This window comes from Clostridium sp. SHJSY1 (assembly GCF_031626875.1).
Taxonomy (GTDB): domain Bacteria; phylum Bacillota; class Clostridia; order Clostridiales; family Clostridiaceae; genus Clostridium.
In genome coordinates this window covers 1-18519 of the sequence record NZ_JANDMF010000046.1, presented here as the reverse complement: position 1 = coordinate 18519, position 18519 = coordinate 1, and the positions used below count along the sequence as shown (strand labels likewise).

At 29.3% G+C, this 18519-nt stretch carries 16 protein-coding genes and 1 riboswitch; of the genes, 13 read left to right on the top strand and 3 right to left on the bottom strand.

What is annotated here, in order from left to right; all coding sequences use genetic code 11:
- From NNC19_RS18275 to NNC19_RS18240, 8 genes are all read left to right on the top strand, one after another.
- Positions 1–1632 (top strand): thiol-activated cytolysin family protein, encoded by a 1632-nt coding sequence (locus tag NNC19_RS18275; RefSeq protein ID WP_310940124.1) that lies wholly within the window; start codon positions 1–3, stop codon positions 1630–1632.
- Between the two features lie 215 nt (positions 1633–1847).
- A riboswitch (purine riboswitch) is annotated at positions 1848–1949 on the top strand.
- A 170-nt stretch (positions 1950–2119) separates the two neighbouring features.
- On the top strand, positions 2120–3454 hold the full coding sequence (locus tag NNC19_RS18270) for an NCS2 family permease (RefSeq protein WP_310940123.1): 1335 nt from the start codon (positions 2120–2122) through the stop codon (positions 3452–3454).
- 158 nt (positions 3455–3612) lie between these two features.
- Entirely contained in the window at positions 3613–4149 is a 537-nt protein-coding gene (gene sigY / locus NNC19_RS18265; RefSeq protein WP_310940122.1) for an RNA polymerase sigma factor SigY, read from the top strand.
- A 1-nt stretch (position 4150) separates the two neighbouring features.
- The gene (locus tag NNC19_RS18260; protein ID WP_310940121.1) at positions 4151–4522 is read left to right on the top strand and encodes a hypothetical protein; all 372 of its coding nucleotides are present in this window, start codon (positions 4151–4153) and stop codon (positions 4520–4522) included.
- Positions 4519–4722 carry a hypothetical protein gene (locus NNC19_RS18255; protein ID WP_310940120.1) on the top strand — a complete coding sequence of 68 codons (204 nt, stop codon included), beginning with the start codon at positions 4519–4521 and terminating at the stop codon, positions 4720–4722. The genes NNC19_RS18260 and NNC19_RS18255 overlap by 4 nt, the downstream gene beginning before the upstream one ends.
- A 50-nt stretch (positions 4723–4772) precedes the next feature.
- Complete coding sequence (locus NNC19_RS18250; protein ID WP_310940119.1) at positions 4773–5174, top strand: hypothetical protein; 402 nt, start codon at positions 4773–4775, stop codon at positions 5172–5174.
- A gap of 310 nt (positions 5175–5484) precedes the next feature.
- Complete coding sequence (locus NNC19_RS18245) at positions 5485–7836, top strand: rhamnogalacturonan lyase (protein ID WP_310940118.1); 2352 nt, start codon at positions 5485–5487, stop codon at positions 7834–7836.
- A gap of 100 nt (positions 7837–7936) precedes the next feature.
- A complete protein-coding gene (locus NNC19_RS18240) occupies positions 7937–9463 on the top strand; it encodes an extracellular solute-binding protein (protein WP_310940117.1) in 1527 nt (508 codons plus the stop codon).
- A 91-nt stretch (positions 9464–9554) separates the two neighbouring features.
- Here the strand turns inward: NNC19_RS18240 and NNC19_RS18235 are convergent, their stop codons facing one another.
- Positions 9555–11720 carry a hypothetical protein gene (locus NNC19_RS18235; protein ID WP_310940116.1) on the bottom strand — a complete coding sequence of 722 codons (2166 nt, stop codon included), beginning with the start codon at positions 11718–11720 and terminating at the stop codon, positions 9555–9557.
- A 311-nt stretch (positions 11721–12031) separates the two neighbouring features.
- Here NNC19_RS18235 and NNC19_RS18230 point away from each other — a divergent pair, with 311 nt between their 5' ends.
- From NNC19_RS18230 to NNC19_RS18220, 3 genes are all read left to right on the top strand, one after another.
- Entirely contained in the window at positions 12032–12595 is a 564-nt protein-coding gene (locus NNC19_RS18230; protein WP_310940115.1) for a sigma-70 family RNA polymerase sigma factor, read from the top strand.
- 2 nt (positions 12596–12597) lie between these two features.
- Entirely contained in the window at positions 12598–13731 is a 1134-nt protein-coding gene (locus NNC19_RS18225) for a DUF4179 domain-containing protein (protein WP_310940114.1), read from the top strand.
- A gap of 125 nt (positions 13732–13856) precedes the next feature.
- Entirely contained in the window at positions 13857–14705 is an 849-nt protein-coding gene (locus NNC19_RS18220; protein ID WP_310940113.1) for a hypothetical protein, read from the top strand.
- An 8-nt stretch (positions 14706–14713) separates the two neighbouring features.
- On the opposite strand, the gene NNC19_RS18215 is transcribed toward NNC19_RS18220, so the two are convergent.
- Both NNC19_RS18215 and NNC19_RS18210 read right to left on the bottom strand, forming a co-directional pair.
- Positions 14714–14902, bottom strand: coding sequence for an HXXEE domain-containing protein (locus NNC19_RS18215; RefSeq protein WP_310940112.1), 189 nt, complete (start codon positions 14900–14902; stop codon positions 14714–14716).
- 160 nt (positions 14903–15062) lie between these two features.
- Positions 15063–16235, bottom strand: a complete 1173-nt coding sequence (locus tag NNC19_RS18210) for a glycosyl hydrolase family 8 (protein WP_310940111.1) — start codon at positions 16233–16235, stop codon at positions 15063–15065.
- Positions 16236–16365: 130 nt separating this feature from the next.
- On the opposite strand from NNC19_RS18210, the gene NNC19_RS18205 reads away from it, so the two are divergent.
- Both NNC19_RS18205 and NNC19_RS18200 read left to right on the top strand, forming a co-directional pair.
- Positions 16366–17184: an alpha/beta hydrolase gene (locus NNC19_RS18205; RefSeq protein WP_310940110.1), complete on the top strand. Its 819-nt coding sequence runs from the start codon at positions 16366–16368 to the stop codon at positions 17182–17184.
- 123 nt (positions 17185–17307) lie between these two features.
- Entirely contained in the window at positions 17308–18276 is a 969-nt protein-coding gene (locus NNC19_RS18200; protein WP_310940109.1) for an aromatic acid exporter family protein, read from the top strand.
- The last annotated feature ends 243 nt before the right edge of the window (positions 18277–18519 follow it).

The window sequence follows — 18519 nt, the reverse complement described above, 5'->3', positions numbered from 1 at the left end:
ATGAAGAAATTAAAAAAAATCCTAGAATCAATAACATTATGGGGGGGAGTTATTGGAATTACAAGTAGTTGTGTATTAGGTTATAGTAGTGGACAAGTAGCTTATGCTTATGAAAATAATTCATTTCTTGATACCATAAAAGATGGAAATATAAATCTTAATAAAACACAAGATATAACATCAATTAATGATGGACAAACTGCTAATATTTTGTCAAATCAGAATAATAGCAAAGATATAGATAATAATATTTATAGGTTGTCTTATGATTCTAATAAAATACTATCATTTAATGGAGAAACTGTTGAAAGTTTTGTTCCATCTGAAGGGTATCAAGATAATAACAAATACATAGAAATAAAAAGATCTAAAAAGAGTATCTCAGATATAAGTTCTGATATATCTGTTATCGATTCAACTAATAATAGAACTTATCCAGGAGCTATTCAGCTTGCAAATAGAAATTTAATAGAAAATAAACCTGACATAATTGCATGTGAAAGAAAACCTATTACATTGAGTGTTGATTTACCAGGTATGAGTGATGATAGTAGAACAATTGTTAATTCACCTACATACTCTTCAGTTAATTCTTCATTAAATTCAATATTAGATACTTGGAATACAAAATATTCTTCTAGATATAGTATTCCTACAAGAATGAGTTACACAGATACTATGGTTTATAGTAAGTCGCAATTAGCTGCAAAGTTTGGAGGAAACTTTAAAATTTTAGAAAATGGATTGAATATAGATTTTGATTCTATATATAAAGGTGAAAAAAAGGCTATGATAGTAGCGTATAAGCAAATTTTTTATACAGCAAGTATAGATTCACCTCAAAGACCATCTGATTTATTTGGAGATAATGTAACATATAATGACTTAACTGTAAGGGGCGTAAATAATGATAATCCACCTGCATATGTGTCAAGTGTTTCATATGGGAGAACCATTTATGTTAAACTTGAAAGTACTTCTAAGAGTGCAAATGTTAAAGCTGCATTTAATGCATTGATAGAGAATCAAGGAGTAAGCACTAATGCAGAATATCAAGATATAATTAATCAAAGTTCATTTACAGCAGTAGTTTTAGGTGGAGGGGCACAAGAACATAATAAAATAATTTCTAAGAATTTTGATGATATAAGAAATGTTATTAAGAATAATTCAGTATATAGTTCACAAAATCCAGGATATCCAATTTCGTATACAACTGCATTCTTAAAAGATAATAAAATTGCTTGCACAAATAATAAAACAGAATATATAGAGACAACTACAACAGAGCATAATGATGGAAAAATAATACTTGACCATAGTGGAGCTTATGTTGCAAAATTTATTGTAACATGGGATGAAGTTAATTATGATAAAAATGGAAATGAAATTGTTGAACATAAAGCATGGGAAGATAACAATAAAGGTAAAACAGCTCATTTTAATACACGGATATATTTAAAAGGGAATTCAAGGAATATATCGGTAAAGGTTGGAGAGTGTACAGGCCTTGCATGGGAATGGTGGAGAACTATAATAGATGAAAAAAATGTACCATTAACTAAAGAAATTATTTTTTCAATAAAAGGGACAACGTTATATCCTCAAACATCAATTAAAAATACAATTTAAATATTATTAGGTGGAGAAGATTGAGAAAATCATGCTTCACCTTTATTAGATTTTCAAAACTTATTTTGGTAATTGTAATAAATTAATTGCTATTTTTAAGAAGGAATTTACATAAATTAAGTTTAAAATACAAATAATATAATAATAAAACAAAAAAATATTCGGATTTTTTTGTTTTTCTATTGATTTATGAGACGAATTATTGTAGCATTAATAGTGTCGAAATAAAAGTTACCCGTATATGCTTAGTGATAAGGTCTAAGTGTTTCTACCGGACTACCGTAAATTGTCTGACTATGGGTGTTTGCAGGTATTTAGTTTGCTTTCAAACCCCTTTGTATTGTATAACACAAAGGGGTTTCTTTAACTAATATTTGCAAATTCTTGTTAAATTCTTATATAAAAGTTAGTTTTAGGACTAATAAAAATTATTATTTTTTAAGTGTCAGCAATAGTTGTACACCTAATAAAACAGGAGGAATTCATAGTGAACAATGTATCAAAAGAATCGCTAAACAAGACAGAGAGTGGCATTTTAGAAAAAATGTTTCATTTGTCAAAAAACAATACGAATGTTAAGACTGAAATATTAGCTGGAATAACAACTTTTTTTACTATGGCATATATTTTAGTTGTTAATCCTGATATTTTAAGTCAGTCAGGAATGGATAAAAGTGCAGTATTTACAGCAACAGCGTTAGCTTCAGTTGTAGGAACAGTTATTATGGCTCTTTTAGCGAACTATCCATTTGGTATGGCACCAGGTATGGGATTAAATGCTTTATTTACTTTTTCAATTTGTTTAGGAATGAACTTTTCATGGCAAACAGCTTTGGCAGCTTCACTTATAGAAGGAATTATATTTTTATTACTTAGTGTATTTAAAATAAGACAAGTTATTATTGATAGTATCCCACAATCATTAAAACATGCGATTAGTATAGGAATTGGATTTTTTATAGCATTTATAGGATTACAAGGTGGAAAGATAATTGTTGCTAATCCATCTACATTAGTTGGTATTGGAAATATGAAAGATATAACAGTATTATTAGCTTTACTTGGAGTAGTTATAATAGCTGTACTGTCATACAAAAATGTAAAGGGAGCTTTCATGATAGGAATGGCTGCTGTTTACATACTTGGTTTAATTTTTGGTGTTGCAGAACTTCCAAAAGGAATAGTTTCTATGCCTCCATCAGTTGCACCAGTATTCATGCAATTTGATTTTAAGAGTGCGATGGTAATTGGAATAATTCCAGCTATTCTTTCTATGTTATTTATAGATGTATTTGATAGTATTGGGACTTTAATTGGGTTAGCTTCAAAAGCAGGATATTTAGATGAAAAAGGTAATGTTCAAAATGCAGACAAAGTTTTAACAGCTGATGCCATAGGGTCAGCAGTAGGAGCTTGCTTAGGTACTTCAACACCAGTTGCATTTGTTGAATCAGCTTCAGGTATTGCAGAAGGTGGTAGAACAGGACTTACAGGACTTACAGTAGCAGCTATGTTCTTCTTATCATTATTCTTCTCACCAATATTAACAGTTATACCAGGGTATGCTACAGCTCCTGTATTAATTGTTTTAGGATGTATAATGATGGAACCTATAAGCAAAATAGATTTTTCAGATATAACAGAAGCAGTGCCTGTATTCTTAACATTAATATTAACTCTTTTAACATATTCAATTACAGATGGTTTAGCATTTGGATTTATATCATTTGTATTAATAAAGTTATTTACAGGTAGAGGAAAAGAAATTCCTAAACCATTATACATTGTTGCAGCGTTATTTGTTATATTATTTGCTATTTAATATAGAGATTAGATAAATTTAAATTACATATTTAATTCCCTTTGGTGTAGAAATGCATCAAAGGGAATTTTTGCTATAATAAAATAAAAATATTTTGGGTGAACTTTTATTAAACTTCTGCGTTTAATATATGAAAACAGCAAAAAGGGGTAAGTTAAATGGATTTAGATAATTTTAATGAAGAAAACTTAATAAAAAGAGCTAGAGATGGAGATAAATATGCTTTTGAAATACTCATTAGTAATAATTTAGCACTATTAAAAGGATATATATTAAAACTTACCTGCAATAAAGATTTAACTGAAGAAATTCTTCAAGATACATTATTATCAGCTGTTGTTCATATAGATTCATTTATCCCAAAAGCTAAGTTTTCAACATGGCTTATAAAAATAGCTACAAATAAATATAGAGATTATTTAAGAAGGATTAAGGAAACAGATATATTATTAGATATAATTCCATCTTCCTATTCTTTAGAAGAAGAAATAATTAGAAAGGAAGAATTAGAGGAGGTTTTAAAAATATTAAAATCTATGCCTGATGATAAAAGAATTGTATTTATATTAAAACATTATTATGGATATAGTTATGAAGAAATAAGTGCTGTGGTAAATTGCCCAATTGGTACTGTACGCTCAAGATTACATTATGGAATAAAAGAAATTCTTTCAAAATTTAAAGGAGGTAGATAGAATGAAATCTTTTGATGAAAATATAGAAAAATATTATGATGGTTCATTGGATGAATCTACTTCTGATGAATTGGAATTAAAAGAAGCACTAGATAAGATGTCTCTTGTAAGTAGCCTTGATGATAAAGTTCCTATTAATGTTGATGTGAGTTCTGTAGTAGAAAAGGGGCAAGAGATAAGATTTAGTTTAAAACTTAGAAAAGCAACTTTTAGATTTTTAATATTTGCTATTTTAGTAGCAACATTAATTGGATTTATATATATAAAGACTTCAGTAAAAATTATTATGATAGTTCAAACTGTGTTATTAATATTATTATTGATAATAAATTTTGTTCTTTTAAGAAAGAAATCAAGGAGGGAAGCACGGTGACATTAGGTTCAAAAATTACTTTGATTTGTGTTCCTATAATTCTTATTATACAGGGAACTCTTATTTTTAGAGATGCAATGAAAAAGGATATTCCTTATCCTTGGATTTGGGGAATTATAGGGTTAGTTCAAGCACCCTGGCCAACAATAATTTATTTGATATACAGAAAAAGGTATTTTAAGAGAAAAAATAAAAAATAGATATATTAATATACTTATAAGGAAGTATAGATTTATCTGGAGGTGACTTTATGAAGCTAAAAAGAAAAATATTATCATTAATTCTTACATTACTAGTTTGTATGTATTTTACAGGATGTAGTGGGGGGAGTTATGTAACTAAATTAAGTTGGGAAAATAGTAGAAAATCATATATGAAAATGTTATATAGTAGTTTTAGTGGTAATAAGTATACGGAATTAAAATTACAATCAGGAGATATACTTGAGTTAAATATAGATGTGAAAACAGAAAGTGGAAGTTTAGAAGTCTCAGTAACAGATGAGGATAATAATAAAATTTATAGCACAGAGAATCCAGAAAAAACTATAGAGGAAAAGATTAATATAAGTAAGGATGGTAAATATAAAATTAAGGTAGAAGGAGAGCATAAGGGAAGCTTTAAGGTATCTTGGAATATAGAGAAAAATTAATTATAAAAAAGAAAGTGATATCTATTTATTTTTTGAGATATCACTTTCTTTGTTTATTTTTCATAAAAATAAACTTTAATAGTCTATTTCTAATAATTTTAGTATACCTATGTATAAGGGTGAGATATAATTATATATATGTAAAATTTAACAAATAGTTCCATATAAGGAGGGAGAGAAGAAAAGATACTTCGATTTTAATAACAGCATTTTAGGGATGCAGTTATGTAGCTTAAAGTGTATCTATTAGCATTTTAAGTAAAACGATTACAAAAAGATTAACAATTAGGTGATACTAGGGGGGATAAGAATGTTTAAGAAAAAAGCTTTGTATAGCAAAAAGATATTATCTTGTATTCTATCTATGTCTATATTTTTTTCAGGGTCTGTTAGTGTATTTGCAAGTGAAGAAAGTTTTAATTCAAAGGAGGGGAAATGGGCAGGTGATTCATTAATGAAATCAGAGCATCTTGATAGGGGATTAGTTGCTACAATAACTTATACTACTTCATCTAAAGGGGTATTTCTTAGCTGGAGGTTAACAGCAGATGAAGTTAAGGGGCATTCTGATACTGGACTTACAGGTGCAAATTTCAATGTATATCGTGATGGTAAGAAAATAGCTACTGTTGAAGAAAGCACCAACTATCAAGACAAGGATGGAGATTCTTCTTCAAAATATTATGTAAGAGCTGTAGTTAAAGGAAAAGAAGTTGATAAAAGTCAAGTTGTAACTCCATGGAAGAATCAGTATTATGATCTGCCATTACAGAAACCAGCAGATGGAGTAACACCTAAAGGTGTACTTTATCCAAATGGAGAAGCCTATACTTATAATGCAAATGATATGAGTGTTGGAGATGTAGATGGAGATGGAAAGTATGAATACTTTGTAAAATGGGATCCATCAAATTCTAAAGATGTATCCCAAAGAGGATATACAGGTAAAACTTATATTGATTGCTATAAGTTTGATGGAACACTTTTATATAGAATTGATTTAGGTGTAAATATTAGAGCAGGTGCACACTATACTCAATTTATGGTTTATGATTTTGATAGAGATGGAAAAGCTGAAATAATGTTAAAGACTGCACCTGGAACAAAAATTACTAGATATGATAAAAAGGGCAATATATCTTCAGAAAAATATATAACTATGCCAAAAGAAGATATTGAGGCTGGTTACAGTAATAAAGATGACTATAGATTGAGTGCACAAGGTTATTATGACCATGTGGTAAATATGTTTATGAATTGGGATAAGCATCCTGAAGTTGTAAATGGGAACTGGCCAAAAACTCTTGAGGAATGTTTTGGTATAGAAAAACAATATAATTATCCATTATCTAAGGAAGATGCTATGAAGTTAACAGATTACTTCATGGATGTATATGCACCTAGTAGGAGTGAAAAAAATAAATTAAGAGAATATGAAGGATTTATAGTTGATGGACCTGAATATTTATCTGTATTTAATGGAGCAACAGGAAAAGAGATGGATACAGTTAAATACACTCCAGGGCGTGAGGATGATGGACTTAGGTGGGGAGATTATTCGTGGACAAGAATTGAACCAGCTAATCGTGTAGATCGCTTTCTTGCAGGAGTTGCATATCTAGATGGGAAAAAACCATATGCTGTATTTGCACGTGGATATTATACAAGGTCAACTATTGCCACCTACACTTGGAATGGTAATAAGATTAAGCAAAATTGGTTTGTAGATAGTGGGTGGACAAGGATGACTAATCCATTTAATGATTCTGGAGCTAATTGGAAGGATGAATTAAATCCAGAGTATGCAACACTAGCAGGACAAGGGGCTCATACTTTAACTACAGCAGATGTAGATAATGATGGAAAAGATGAGATAGTGTATGGTTCTGCAACCATAGATCATAATGGGAAATTATTATATAGTTCTTCTGATATACTTCCAGAAGGCAGTGCATCGCCAGGAAAAGAGGGCAAACTTGGACATGGTGATTCAATACATGTTGCTGATATTGATCCTAGCAGAAAAGGTTTGGAGATATTTATGTGTCATGAAGGCGGAACTTCTGTTCCTTATGGATCTTCTCTTCGTGATGCAAAAGCTGGAAAGACTATATTTGGGACCTATTCAGGAAAAGATACTGGACGTTGCATGATAGGAGATATTGATCCAACTAAACCAGGATTAGAGCTTTGGTCAAATGGATTCTGGCAGGCCAATGGTACTGTCATGGAAGGTACTGCCCCTGGAACTAATGCAAACATAAAGTGGGGAGCAGATATGACAACACAAATAATTGATGGTTCCCAAGCAACAACTCCAACTATTCAAAAGTGGGATTATAAAGATACTAAAAAGAGTATTCCAATTCTCACAGCTGATGGAACTTATACAAACAATGGTACTAAGGGGAATCCTTGTTTGGTTGCTGATATTTTTGGTGACTGGAGAGAAGAGTTATTGCTTAGAAAAACAGATAATTCAGCTATACGTATTTATCTTAGTACAGAAATAACAAATCATAAATTATATACTTTAATGCAAGATCGCCAATATAGAACAGATGTGGCAAGACAAAATGATGGTTATAATCAACCAGCATATACAAGTTTCTATTTTGGATCTGATATAGATTGGTCAAAGGTTCCTATTCCTAGAAATTAGATTATGTAAGCATTTAAAAGAACAATTATGCCAAACAAAATAAATAACTTTAAGAGAAATATTATAATTATAAATTATTGATTTTATGGAGGAGAAATTTATGAGAGTTAGGAAAATTGGGTTAATATTAACGGCACTTATGTCATTAAATATTTTGGCAGGGTGTGGGTCCAACAAAACTGAAAATAATGACAAGACTATATCATTAATGGTTCCATTAATGATGGAAACAGCTCCAAAAGATGATTGCGATATTCTTAAAGCCCTTGAAGAAAAAACAGGATATAAGGTAAATATTACATGGGTTCCAAATACAAGTTATGCTGATAAATTTTCAATAACTATGGCTTCAGATAAATGTCCTGAAATTATAGTATCAGGTAAGTCAGCAGCTGCTCTTAATCTTGTAAAGAAAGGAGCTTTTTGGAAATTAGATGATTATTTAGGTGACTATCCTAATTTAGCAAAAGAGGATGAAAAAATAAAATTAAATGCTTCATTTAATGGAGAAACTTATGGCATATATCGTATTAGAGATGTTGCACGTTTTGCAACAATAATAAGAAAAGATTGGCTTGATAAATTAGGGTTAAAAGAGCCAAAAACATTAGAAGAATTTACAGCAATGCTTAAAGCTTTTAAAAATAATGATCCTGATGGAAATGGGAAAAACGATACTTATGGAATGATAGTTCCAAAGTGGGGAGCAATCAATGCATTTAGTCCATTTGATCAAATGGCAGTCTGGTTTGGTGCACCAAACGTTACAAAAGTTGAAGATGGTAAAGTTAGTCCGGATTTTATGACAGATGAATATATGAAATCACTAGATTACTTTAAGATGCTATATGATGAAGGTTTAATGAATAATGATTTTGCAGTAAGAGAAACTGATAAATGGAATGATGACTTCTTAAATGGGAAAGCAGGAGTCATAGTTGATACACAAACAAGAGCATTCCAAATAGCTGAAGCTATGGCAGAGAGAAATGGAAGAAAGGATGGAAATGGTGATCAATGGGTAACCATGATTAGTAATGTCACTACACCAAGTGGTGGAGATAAAGTTCTACCATCATCAGGATATTCATCAATGATGATGATACCTAAACAAAGTGTTAAAGATGAGAAGCAGCTAAAGAAGGTTTTGGATTTTCTTGATAAAATAAACAGTGAGGATATTGCTATTTTATTGCAAAGAGGTATAGAAGGAAAACAATATGAAGTTAAAGGCAATGAATATGTGGATATAGTAACAGGAGATACTGCTGTTGACCAAGCTAATACTATGAATTTGAATTCATTCTGGCAAATGTCGCCTAATGTAGCAAACTATGATCTTCGTGAAGAAGATAAAGGAACAAATCTAGAGAAGAGAGGAAAAGAGTTATTGAAGGATGGACTTAATAAAATGGTAGTTAATGAAACAGAACCATTAATGTCAGATGTATTTGTAACTAAGGGAGTCCAAATGACCAATATAATGACTGATGCAAGGATACAATATGTTGCAGGACAAATTGATAAAGAAGGATATAAAAAAGCAATAGATTTGTGGTTGAAAACTGGTGGACAAGAATATGTTGATGAATTGACAAAATTATATAATGAGAAATTGAAGAAATAGTTTAGAATTTTATTGTCATAAGAAAAAGTTGAAATTTAAATAGAAGAAAGTGATATCTACTGATTTAGATATCACTTTCTTTTTTATATTTTTAGAAATTATAGTTAGGATTTTTAAGCATAAGTTTAACTATTTCAGAAAAATCATTGTCATCAATAGCACCATTAATAACTACATCGGTATTGTATTGAGGAAGAGTTGAAGGATCTTCACCATAATGTCTTCCATCAATAGCTAAATCTAATAGAGAGAAATCACCATCATTATTAACATCAATTAATTCTTTATCAGATATATTAATAACAGCTTGTCCACATTCTGCGTCCTTAAGATTTTTTTCCATTGCAATACCATCAGAAACACGACCTTTAGTTACATCAACTAAAGCATCCCCAGGAGCAATTCCTTTGAAATTTAGTTTTAATAATGCTTTTTTAGAATTAACTACATTAGGTAATCCTTTGCTTACTAAAATAAATCTTAATTCACCATTTTGAACATCATTTTTTGCTAATTTTATTCCATCTAGCTCGTTACATCCTAAGAATTGAAGTTTAGTACTATCATATTTAATTCTTACATCTTCAGCTGCGATTTCTTTAATGTTATCCATAATTAATAATGCGGATACATTTTCGTTTAAGTGTATTTTATCTTTTTCAGGTTCTACATTTAAAACTATTTTAGGAATGATGCTAGAAATTGTGATGCTTTGAGTGGTTTTATGACCATCTTTATCTATAGCTGTGAAAGAATAAGTTCCATTATCATTAACTATATAATCTGTAGTTGAAGCGTTAATCCAATTACCATCAGGAGTTTGAATCTTTTCAATTTCAGATGTAGAGCTTGTAGCTGTTGCAGTAATTGTAACAGGGTCACTTGGATCTGAAGTTTGATTTTGAGTTAATGTAAGTGTTGGATAAGAGTATTTATAATGTGATATTTCAGACATATTTCCTGCATTGTCAATTGCAGCAACATGAACATAAAAATCACTAGAATATGATTGATCTACAGTAAAGTTATTTGAAGTAGTTGTAATTGTATTTGAAGGAATTGTATCTGGCTTTTGGTCAACTACAACAGAATATCCTTTTAATCCAGTAGTTATAGTTCCTGTTTTAATATCTGATTTTGTTGTAGCACTAGTAGTTGCATTTTTAGCTTCAACATAATAATCATAAGTAGTACCATTATCTGTTGAAGGATCAAAAGTTATGTTAGTTTTATTTCCAACTACATCAGTTGATACTTTTGTTATGTTTGGTTTAGTTGGGGCATCTAAATCTTGTCCTTTATGGTCGTCCCAGCTTGTTGTATCTGTTACTTGAGCTAAGTAGAATAAAGTATTTGCTAAGATTTTTTGTTCATCCTCGGTAGCTTCACCATTTGAATGACCGGTTTGAATCATAGCTGTATTATTCCATGTAGTTAAGTAGAAGTTATTAGTAGCTGCTTGACCATTATAGCTAGTTATTTCAGTGTTATTGTTTAAAGAATTTCCATTATATTTAATCCAGATATCTCCTTGTGCATATTGATTTGTATGAGAAGCTGGAACTGTTAAGTTTTTACCTACATCACCTATATTCCAAGGATAGTTTGTAAGTAACCCTTTTTTATTTATTGTTATAGAAGTGTTACCATAAACTGTAGAGACACCTGTAATGATGTTCGCGTAACTAGATAATTTACTTTGGGTTGAACCTGAAGAGTAAAGTGTATCATGTCCAGCTAAATAGCCTCGTCCAGATTTGATAAATTGTTCAATAGTTTTTTCAGCGTTTTCAGAAAAATCCTTATTATTATTGGAATCCCAAGCACCTTCATATATAACATCATACTTCCAATTGCCAGTTACATCTTTTAAATAACTATCAGGACTGGAATTGAATGTATCTATATCAACTTCATCAACAGATATGAGACCCTTACCATAGCCATTAGTTTCCATCCATGTTTTCAAGTTATTTCCTTTGCCAGGATAAACATTCAAGACTTTGACATTATTTTTAGCAGGTATGCTTTGAAATAGTGAATCAGTTGATTTTTTAGAATAAATCATATAAGAATAATTTTGTGTTGAATCTGGCTTTGTCCAATTTAAAGAAACATAATTTCCTTCATTGTTAGGTGTAATATTTAGAGTTGGAGTTGTAGCTCCATCTGCAGCAAAAGCAATATTAGAAGTAACAAAAGAGAGGAACATTAATATTGTTCCAAGTAATGTAAGTAAGTGTTTTTTCTTATTCATATAAATTTTCCCCCTAAGTTTAGTATTTTTAACGTTTGTACAGTTAACTGAATAGAAAAAGTCATGACCATAATTTGTTATATATGTAAAAATAGGGAAAAACAAGATGATTTATGAAATTAATTGTTGCAAGTTAAAATAAAAGCAAATATTTTAAAGAAAATATTTCTTATAGCAAGAGCGTTGTACAAACTATTTGGAAATATATATATAAAAGTTATATTGAAATTCTAATTTTATGAGAAAAAATTCATTTTTTTACGTTATATTCTATGTAAGAGCTTTTACAGAAAATAAAGAGGAGAGTATATATGAGATGTAATGAAGAGAATTATATTAAAAGATTAAAGAATGGTAAAGAAGATGCATTAGAATTCATAGTAGATAAATACTTACCAATAGTTAAAGCTGCAGTATATAAAGTATTATTCCCTATAAATAGAGAAGAATTAGTAGATGAATGCATAAATGATGTATTCCTTTCTGTATGGAAAAATGCAAAAAAGTTTTCAGGAGAAGAGGACTTAGATTTTAAGAAATGGATATATAAAATATCTAAATTTAAGGCTATCGATTATTATAGGAAAATTAATAAAATTTCAGAAGTTAGTTTTGATGAAAGTAATTTACCTATAAATAATTCAGTAGAAGATGAAGTTATTTATAGTGAAGATAAAAAAGAAATACTTAAATTAGTAAATAAACTTGAACCAATAGATAGGGAGATTTTTATCATGAAATTTTTCTTAGGAGCAAAGTCTTGTGATATAGCTAAAAAGTTAGGAATCACTAGAGCAGCAGTAGATAATAGGATTTACAGAGGAAAGAAAAAACTGAGTAAAAGTGCTAAAGTCATAAATTTGGAGGTGGTATAGGGATGAAGGATGTTTATGAACTATTAAATGAGGTTAATATAGATGAAAATGAGATAGAGGAAATGGAAGTAAGTGATTTTGAAAAAGAAAAGGTTAAAACTAATTTAAGAAAAGCAATGAAGAAGAATAGAAAATTCAAAACAGGATGGAAAGTTGCAGTAGCTGCAGGGTTTCTAATAGTTGGAGGAATAGTAACAATTGGTGTTACAAATCCAGCATATGCATCTGAGATTCCTGTTATTGGGGATATATTTAGGTTTTTAGATGGGGGTAGGACTGGAGTATATGATAAATATAAAGAGAATGCAAGTAAAATTAATATGAGTAGAGAATGCAATGGAGTTACTGTAACTATTAAAGATGCAGTATTTGATGGGCAAACTATAATTTATACCTATGAGATAAAGAGTGATAAGGATTTAGGCGAAAAACCATTTATAAGTGCTGGTGGACCTATACTTACAATAGATGGATATATGGGTGGAACAGGTGGAGGTTCAATAACTGAAAAAGTTGGAGAAAACACTTATATAGGGCAAGACAATAATACTATAAATAAAGAAATGGATGAGGTTAATTTTAAAATAAATATAAGAGAAATAAGTGATATGACATCAAAAGAAGGTGAGGATAAATCTGTAAAAGGAAATTGGGATTTTGAGTTAAGCTTAAAAGCAGTAGAAAGTGAAAAAAAGATTATAAATAAAGTTACAGAAAAAAGTGGAATTAAAGCTTTTATTGACAGTATAACAGAAACTGAAATGTCATGTATTATAAATTACTCTCAAGAAACACCTAAAGAGTTTGATAAAAAGTGGTTCTGGCAAGACTTAGATATTGAAGTAAGAGATGACTTGGGTAATGTTTATAAGGGTGAAGGGAATGGAGGTCGTAGAGATGCAGATGGACAAAGGTTTAAATGGAGCAAAACTTTTGAAAAATTAGATGATAAGGCCACTAAACTTATAATTTCTCCTAAAATGCGATTGGGAAATGGTGGGGGAGGAGCAAAAGCTGATGAAAATGGAAATATAGTTAATTTTGATCTTCCAATAGATGAAAATCATCCAGCACATGGAGAAATAGTATTAGATGATATAGTAATTGAATTAGATAAGGGACAATCAAATAAATAGAATTAATATCCTCTTCTTAGAAATGTTGAGTAATGTTATAATAAGTTGAAATACATTTTATGCAAATTAGGATATTAAAATTAGTAAAGAGATTTCAAGTAAATACAAGAAAAAGTGGAGGAATTATGAATAGAAAAATATTAATAACTATGTTAATTTCTGTAGGGATTTTTATGGTAGGTTGCAGTAATAAGCAAGCATCAAATGATACCAATTCCCAAGAAAGAACAAAGACAGAAGCTCAGCAATCAGTAGATGATAGCACTACAAAAGATAAAACCACTAATGAAACAAAATCTACAAATACAAGTAAAGAAAAGCTTGAAACCACTAAAGAAATGTATAAAAATAAGAAAGTAACTATTTACTATCCTCAAATTAAAGGTTTAAGTGATAGCAATAAACAGTCTAATATAAATAAAATGATTAAGGATGGTGCTTTATCATATGTTAGCAAGGGTGTTGAAGATAATTTAACTTTGGACATTAATTATAAAATAACATTATTGAATTCAAAGGCAGTGAGCATTCAATATTCAGGTGTAGCCAATTTCGCTAGTTCCATGCATCCAGATAATGTGTTTTATACTACAAATATAGATTTAAATAATGAAAAAATAATGAAGTTATCTGACCTTGTTAAAGTAGATAAGAATCTTGTGAATTCTTTTAGAAAAGGAAAGTTTATTCCATATGTTCATACTGAAGATGCAAAAACTGAAGAAGAATATAGAGCTAATATCAATAATATAGTCAGTACTACCATGGATGATAATTCTCTGCTTTCAGATTTCCAAAAGTCAGATGTAAAAGAGGAAATGATGAATATTCCAACTACTTCTTGTTACTTAACTGAAGATTCTATTGGAATTAGTATTAATGTTCCTCATGCAGTTGGTGATCATGTAGAATTTGAAATGAAATATGCTGATATAAAGAATAATAAAAATGCTAACAATAAGATATGGGAATAATCAAAAAGTTAAATGGCTTGTTTTTGATAAACAGGCCATTTAGCTTTGTTCTTCATATTTTTTTTACGAATTGATGAATATATCCATAAATATAATCTGTTTTTATGTATCCAAGATTTCGTTAAAATTATTTCTTCAAAGTGATGAAAAATAAAAAGTATAGGAAATAACCACAACAGTATGTTTATATCATTCATCTTCACTCCTCCTAATCATGCACTAATTGCCTTGTGATAATTATAACAGCATATTCTTAAGAATAAATATGGAAATATTCTTCACCATATATATGGTTATATTCTACAGAATATGCTGGTAAAATGCGGGTTGTAGAGGATTTAGGGACATAAAAATAAATTACAAGTCAGGCCAATTACCACTAGCTACTATCATAGCTAAAAGTTTTAATGTATTCTCATAAAATGTACATTTCTCTATAGGCTTCTTAATTAAAATATCCCAAAGAGAAACAATCCAATCATCATTTTCTTTATCAATAAGAGAACTAACAAGAAATGGAGCTACAAAAGATAAATCCTTATGATGACCAAAACTTTTTCCAGGATGACCATTTGCTATATAATAGCCAGATTTTATTTTTTTAGGATGAAGGCCAGTTTCAGATTTAACCCATTTATTTAAAATTTGAAGTTGTTTTGTTATGGGCCTATTATTTAGGATAATGTCCATAGAATATCTAAAGGGAATTCTACAACTATTAAAATAATAATCACCATCATGGTTGCTTTCTAAAACTTTAAATTTGGGAACTACATAATTTCCTTTATTTTTCATAAAAAAGTCAGGCATTAATCCATTATGTTTACTTTCTCTTTTCATTTGGTGAGCGATAATAGAGCTAATTCGCTTTAATACATGTTGCCATTTATCACAATTAATAGGATCAACTTTAATAAATTCTCTAATAATATAAGATGAAAAATCAGAACTTCTGCAAACATATCTAAATTTTTTATCTTCTATTTCATCCACCCAATCGCCTAAAGTTAAGATATAATCCTTCTTATTAACACAACTATCCATTAACCCATGGATTCTTTTAAGTGCTTCAGTTTTGTAGTTTGCTGAATTATTTTTATTAAAAAGTTTATCAGCAAGTAGCAGACCATAACTAATATCCATATCTCCATCAGTGGCAGAAGATGTTTCAGAATCAGAATTAACAATCTCTCCTTGGCTATTCTTTCTTTGTTGCCATGCCATTAGATTTTTATTATAAAAGCTTGGATAGGATTTTATATAATTATAAATTGCATGAAAATGATCTTTAGCTGTAGAATCAGATTTGCTCATAATAGGGAAGATGACCATTCCATATCCCATAGCTTCTGAGCAAGTAACTGCACTATTTAGAGTTACTTGATCTAAGGTGTAAAAGAGATATTCTTTTTTAGGAGAAGAATTTTCTATAGTCCTTATATAACGATTTTTCCAATTTATATAAAAAGAATATAATTCTAGATTTAGTTTCTTTTGAGAATAAGCTTTAATTAATGGTTTATTATACATTTTAACCACCACCTTCTTAGCAGTATATTTCTATAAAGATAAAAGAATTCTAAATATTTGTATAATAAATAAACTTTTCATATGAATAAGAATACAATATCATTATGAAATTTTTTATCTGAGGTATATTATGGGATATTATTTAAAAGTAAAACCTGATGTAAAAATTTATGTAGAAGATCTTAATCCAGAAGGGGAAAATACTATTTTATTTCTTCATGGATGGCCAGGTAGCCATAAGTTATTTGAATATCAATTTGATTACCTTCCTCAAAAGGGTTATAGGTGTATTGGATTAGACCAAAGAGGTTTTGGAGAATCTGATAAACCTTTGACTGGTTATGATTATGATACATTGTCAGACGATGTTAGAGCTGTTGTGGAAGAACTTCAACTTAAAGATTTTACATTGGCAGGACACTCAACAGGTGGAGCTATAGCTATTAGGTATATGGCAAGGCATAGTGGATATGGTGTATCAAAGCTTGCACTTTTTGCAGCAGCAGCCCCTAGTCTTATTAAACGTTCATACTTTCCTCATGGACTAAGAACAGAAGCAGTAAAAGAAATAATTAATGGAACATATGTAGATCGTCCTAAAATGTTAAGTGGTTTTGGAGAAACATTTTTTTATAAGAAGGTGAGTAAGTCTTTTTCTGATTGGTTTTTCCAATTAGGATTACAAGCAGCAGGATGGTCAACTGCATTAGTTGCAAATACTTGGCTTGGTGAAGAAGCTCTGTTTAGTGATATGAAAAAAATCAGAGTACCAACTCTAATTCTACATGGAATTCATGATAAAATTTGTTTATTTCCATTAGCAGAAGAACAGAAAAGACTTATTAAAAACTCTAAATTAGTAAAATTTGAACAAAGCGGACATGGATTGTTTTATGATGAAAAAGATAAGTTTAATATGGAGCTTATGAAATTTATAGAAAGATATTGATGAGTAACTAAAACTAGAAAATAAGTTACCCCAAATATAAGTTGTAAATATGTATTCATTTAAATAGAAAGCTAGTTTATAATAAAATAGATAATTATTATTAAAAGAGAAGGGTTATAATAGATGATAAAATATTTACAATCAAAAACATTTAAGATGGCGTTATCAGCTACAATAGCTGTTACCATATCTAATTATTTAGGCTTACAATTTGGGGTAACTTCAGGAATAATTGCAATACTAAGCATTCAGGATACAAAAAAAGAAGCATTATTAGTTAGTGGAAGACGACTTCTTGCAGCTACAATAGCTATACTTTTATCTTTCTTTTTATATATTTTGCTTGGAAACAATCCAATGGTTTTTGGCTTGTTTCTAATAATTTTTATATCTATAACAAAGGGATTGAAAATTGAAGAAGGAATGGTTGTAGGAGCAGTACTTTCAACACACTTATTAACAAGCACAAATATTGATGTTTCATGGATTATAAATGAAGCTAAGTTAACCATAATAGGTATGGGAGTTGCAATGCTTTTTAATTTATATACAGTATCTCTAGAAGATAAATTTGAAGAGAATAGGGAGAAAATTGAAGAGAGATATAGATTGATATTATCTGATATGGCAGTTAGTTTAGTTACTCAATCTGTATCGATTCATGAGCAAAAGATATTATTGGAAGTTGAAGAGTTAATAAAAAGCACTAGAATTATAGCTCAGAGTATAAGTAATAATCATATATTTAAAAAATATAATTATTATATAAGTTACATAGATATGAGAATAGCACAGCTTGAGGCGATAAAAAGAATGGAGAGACACTTTTTAAGATTTGATATGACATATGAACAAACTAGAATATTATCAGAGTTTACAAATAATGTAGCTATAAATATTCGTGAAGATAATGATTGTGTTGACTTAATAAATAAGCTTACAACACTTAGAGGGGAATATCAATTAATGGATTTACCTAAGAATAGAAATGAATTTGAAAATAGAGCTATACTATTTCAATTCTTAAATGATTTAGAAGATTTTTTAATAGTAAAAAGAGATTTTAAAATAGAATATAGCAAATTGAATTAAATAATTTTTTAGACATTGCATAAATAGCAGTGTCTTTTTTATATAATTTATTTTTAGAAATAATTCACCAAAAAATATATTTTAAAATATAATATACATTGACAGGCGAGGTATATTTTACTATACTGTATCTATAAATGGTAAAAGATTGAATAAAAGTTTAAAAATTAAAAAGAAATCTAGTGTAGGAAATTAGATAGTATTTATAGTATTTTACGAACTACTTTTATATGAAAATAAGCT

Excerpts from the sequence above, each read along its gene's own strand:
- NNC19_RS18200 (WP_310940109.1), top strand. The coding sequence starts at position 17,308 with ATGATAAAATATTTACAATCAAAAACATTTAAGATGGCGTTATCAGCT.
- NNC19_RS18260 (WP_310940121.1), top strand. The coding sequence starts at position 4,151 with ATGAAATCTTTTGATGAAAATATAGAAAAATATTATGATGGTTCATTG.
- NNC19_RS18235 (WP_310940116.1), bottom strand. The coding sequence starts at position 11,720 with ATGAATAAGAAAAAACACTTACTTACATTACTTGGAACAATATTAATG.
- NNC19_RS18215 (WP_310940112.1), bottom strand. The coding sequence starts at position 14,902 with ATGAATGATATAAACATACTGTTGTGGTTATTTCCTATACTTTTTATT.
- NNC19_RS18205 (WP_310940110.1), top strand. The coding sequence starts at position 16,366 with ATGGGATATTATTTAAAAGTAAAACCTGATGTAAAAATTTATGTAGAA.
- NNC19_RS18240 (WP_310940117.1), top strand. The coding sequence starts at position 7,937 with ATGAGAGTTAGGAAAATTGGGTTAATATTAACGGCACTTATGTCATTA.
- NNC19_RS18250 (WP_310940119.1), top strand. The coding sequence starts at position 4,773 with ATGAAGCTAAAAAGAAAAATATTATCATTAATTCTTACATTACTAGTT.
- NNC19_RS18220 (WP_310940113.1), top strand. The coding sequence starts at position 13,857 with ATGAATAGAAAAATATTAATAACTATGTTAATTTCTGTAGGGATTTTT.
- sigY (WP_310940122.1), top strand. The coding sequence starts at position 3,613 with ATGGATTTAGATAATTTTAATGAAGAAAACTTAATAAAAAGAGCTAGA.
- NNC19_RS18230 (WP_310940115.1), top strand. The coding sequence starts at position 12,032 with ATGAGATGTAATGAAGAGAATTATATTAAAAGATTAAAGAATGGTAAA.
- NNC19_RS18210 (WP_310940111.1), bottom strand. The coding sequence starts at position 16,235 with ATGTATAATAAACCATTAATTAAAGCTTATTCTCAAAAGAAACTAAAT.
- NNC19_RS18245 (WP_310940118.1), top strand. The coding sequence starts at position 5,485 with ATGTTTAAGAAAAAAGCTTTGTATAGCAAAAAGATATTATCTTGTATT.
- NNC19_RS18225 (WP_310940114.1), top strand. The coding sequence starts at position 12,598 with ATGAAGGATGTTTATGAACTATTAAATGAGGTTAATATAGATGAAAAT.
- NNC19_RS18275 (WP_310940124.1), top strand. The coding sequence starts at position 1 with ATGAAGAAATTAAAAAAAATCCTAGAATCAATAACATTATGGGGGGGA.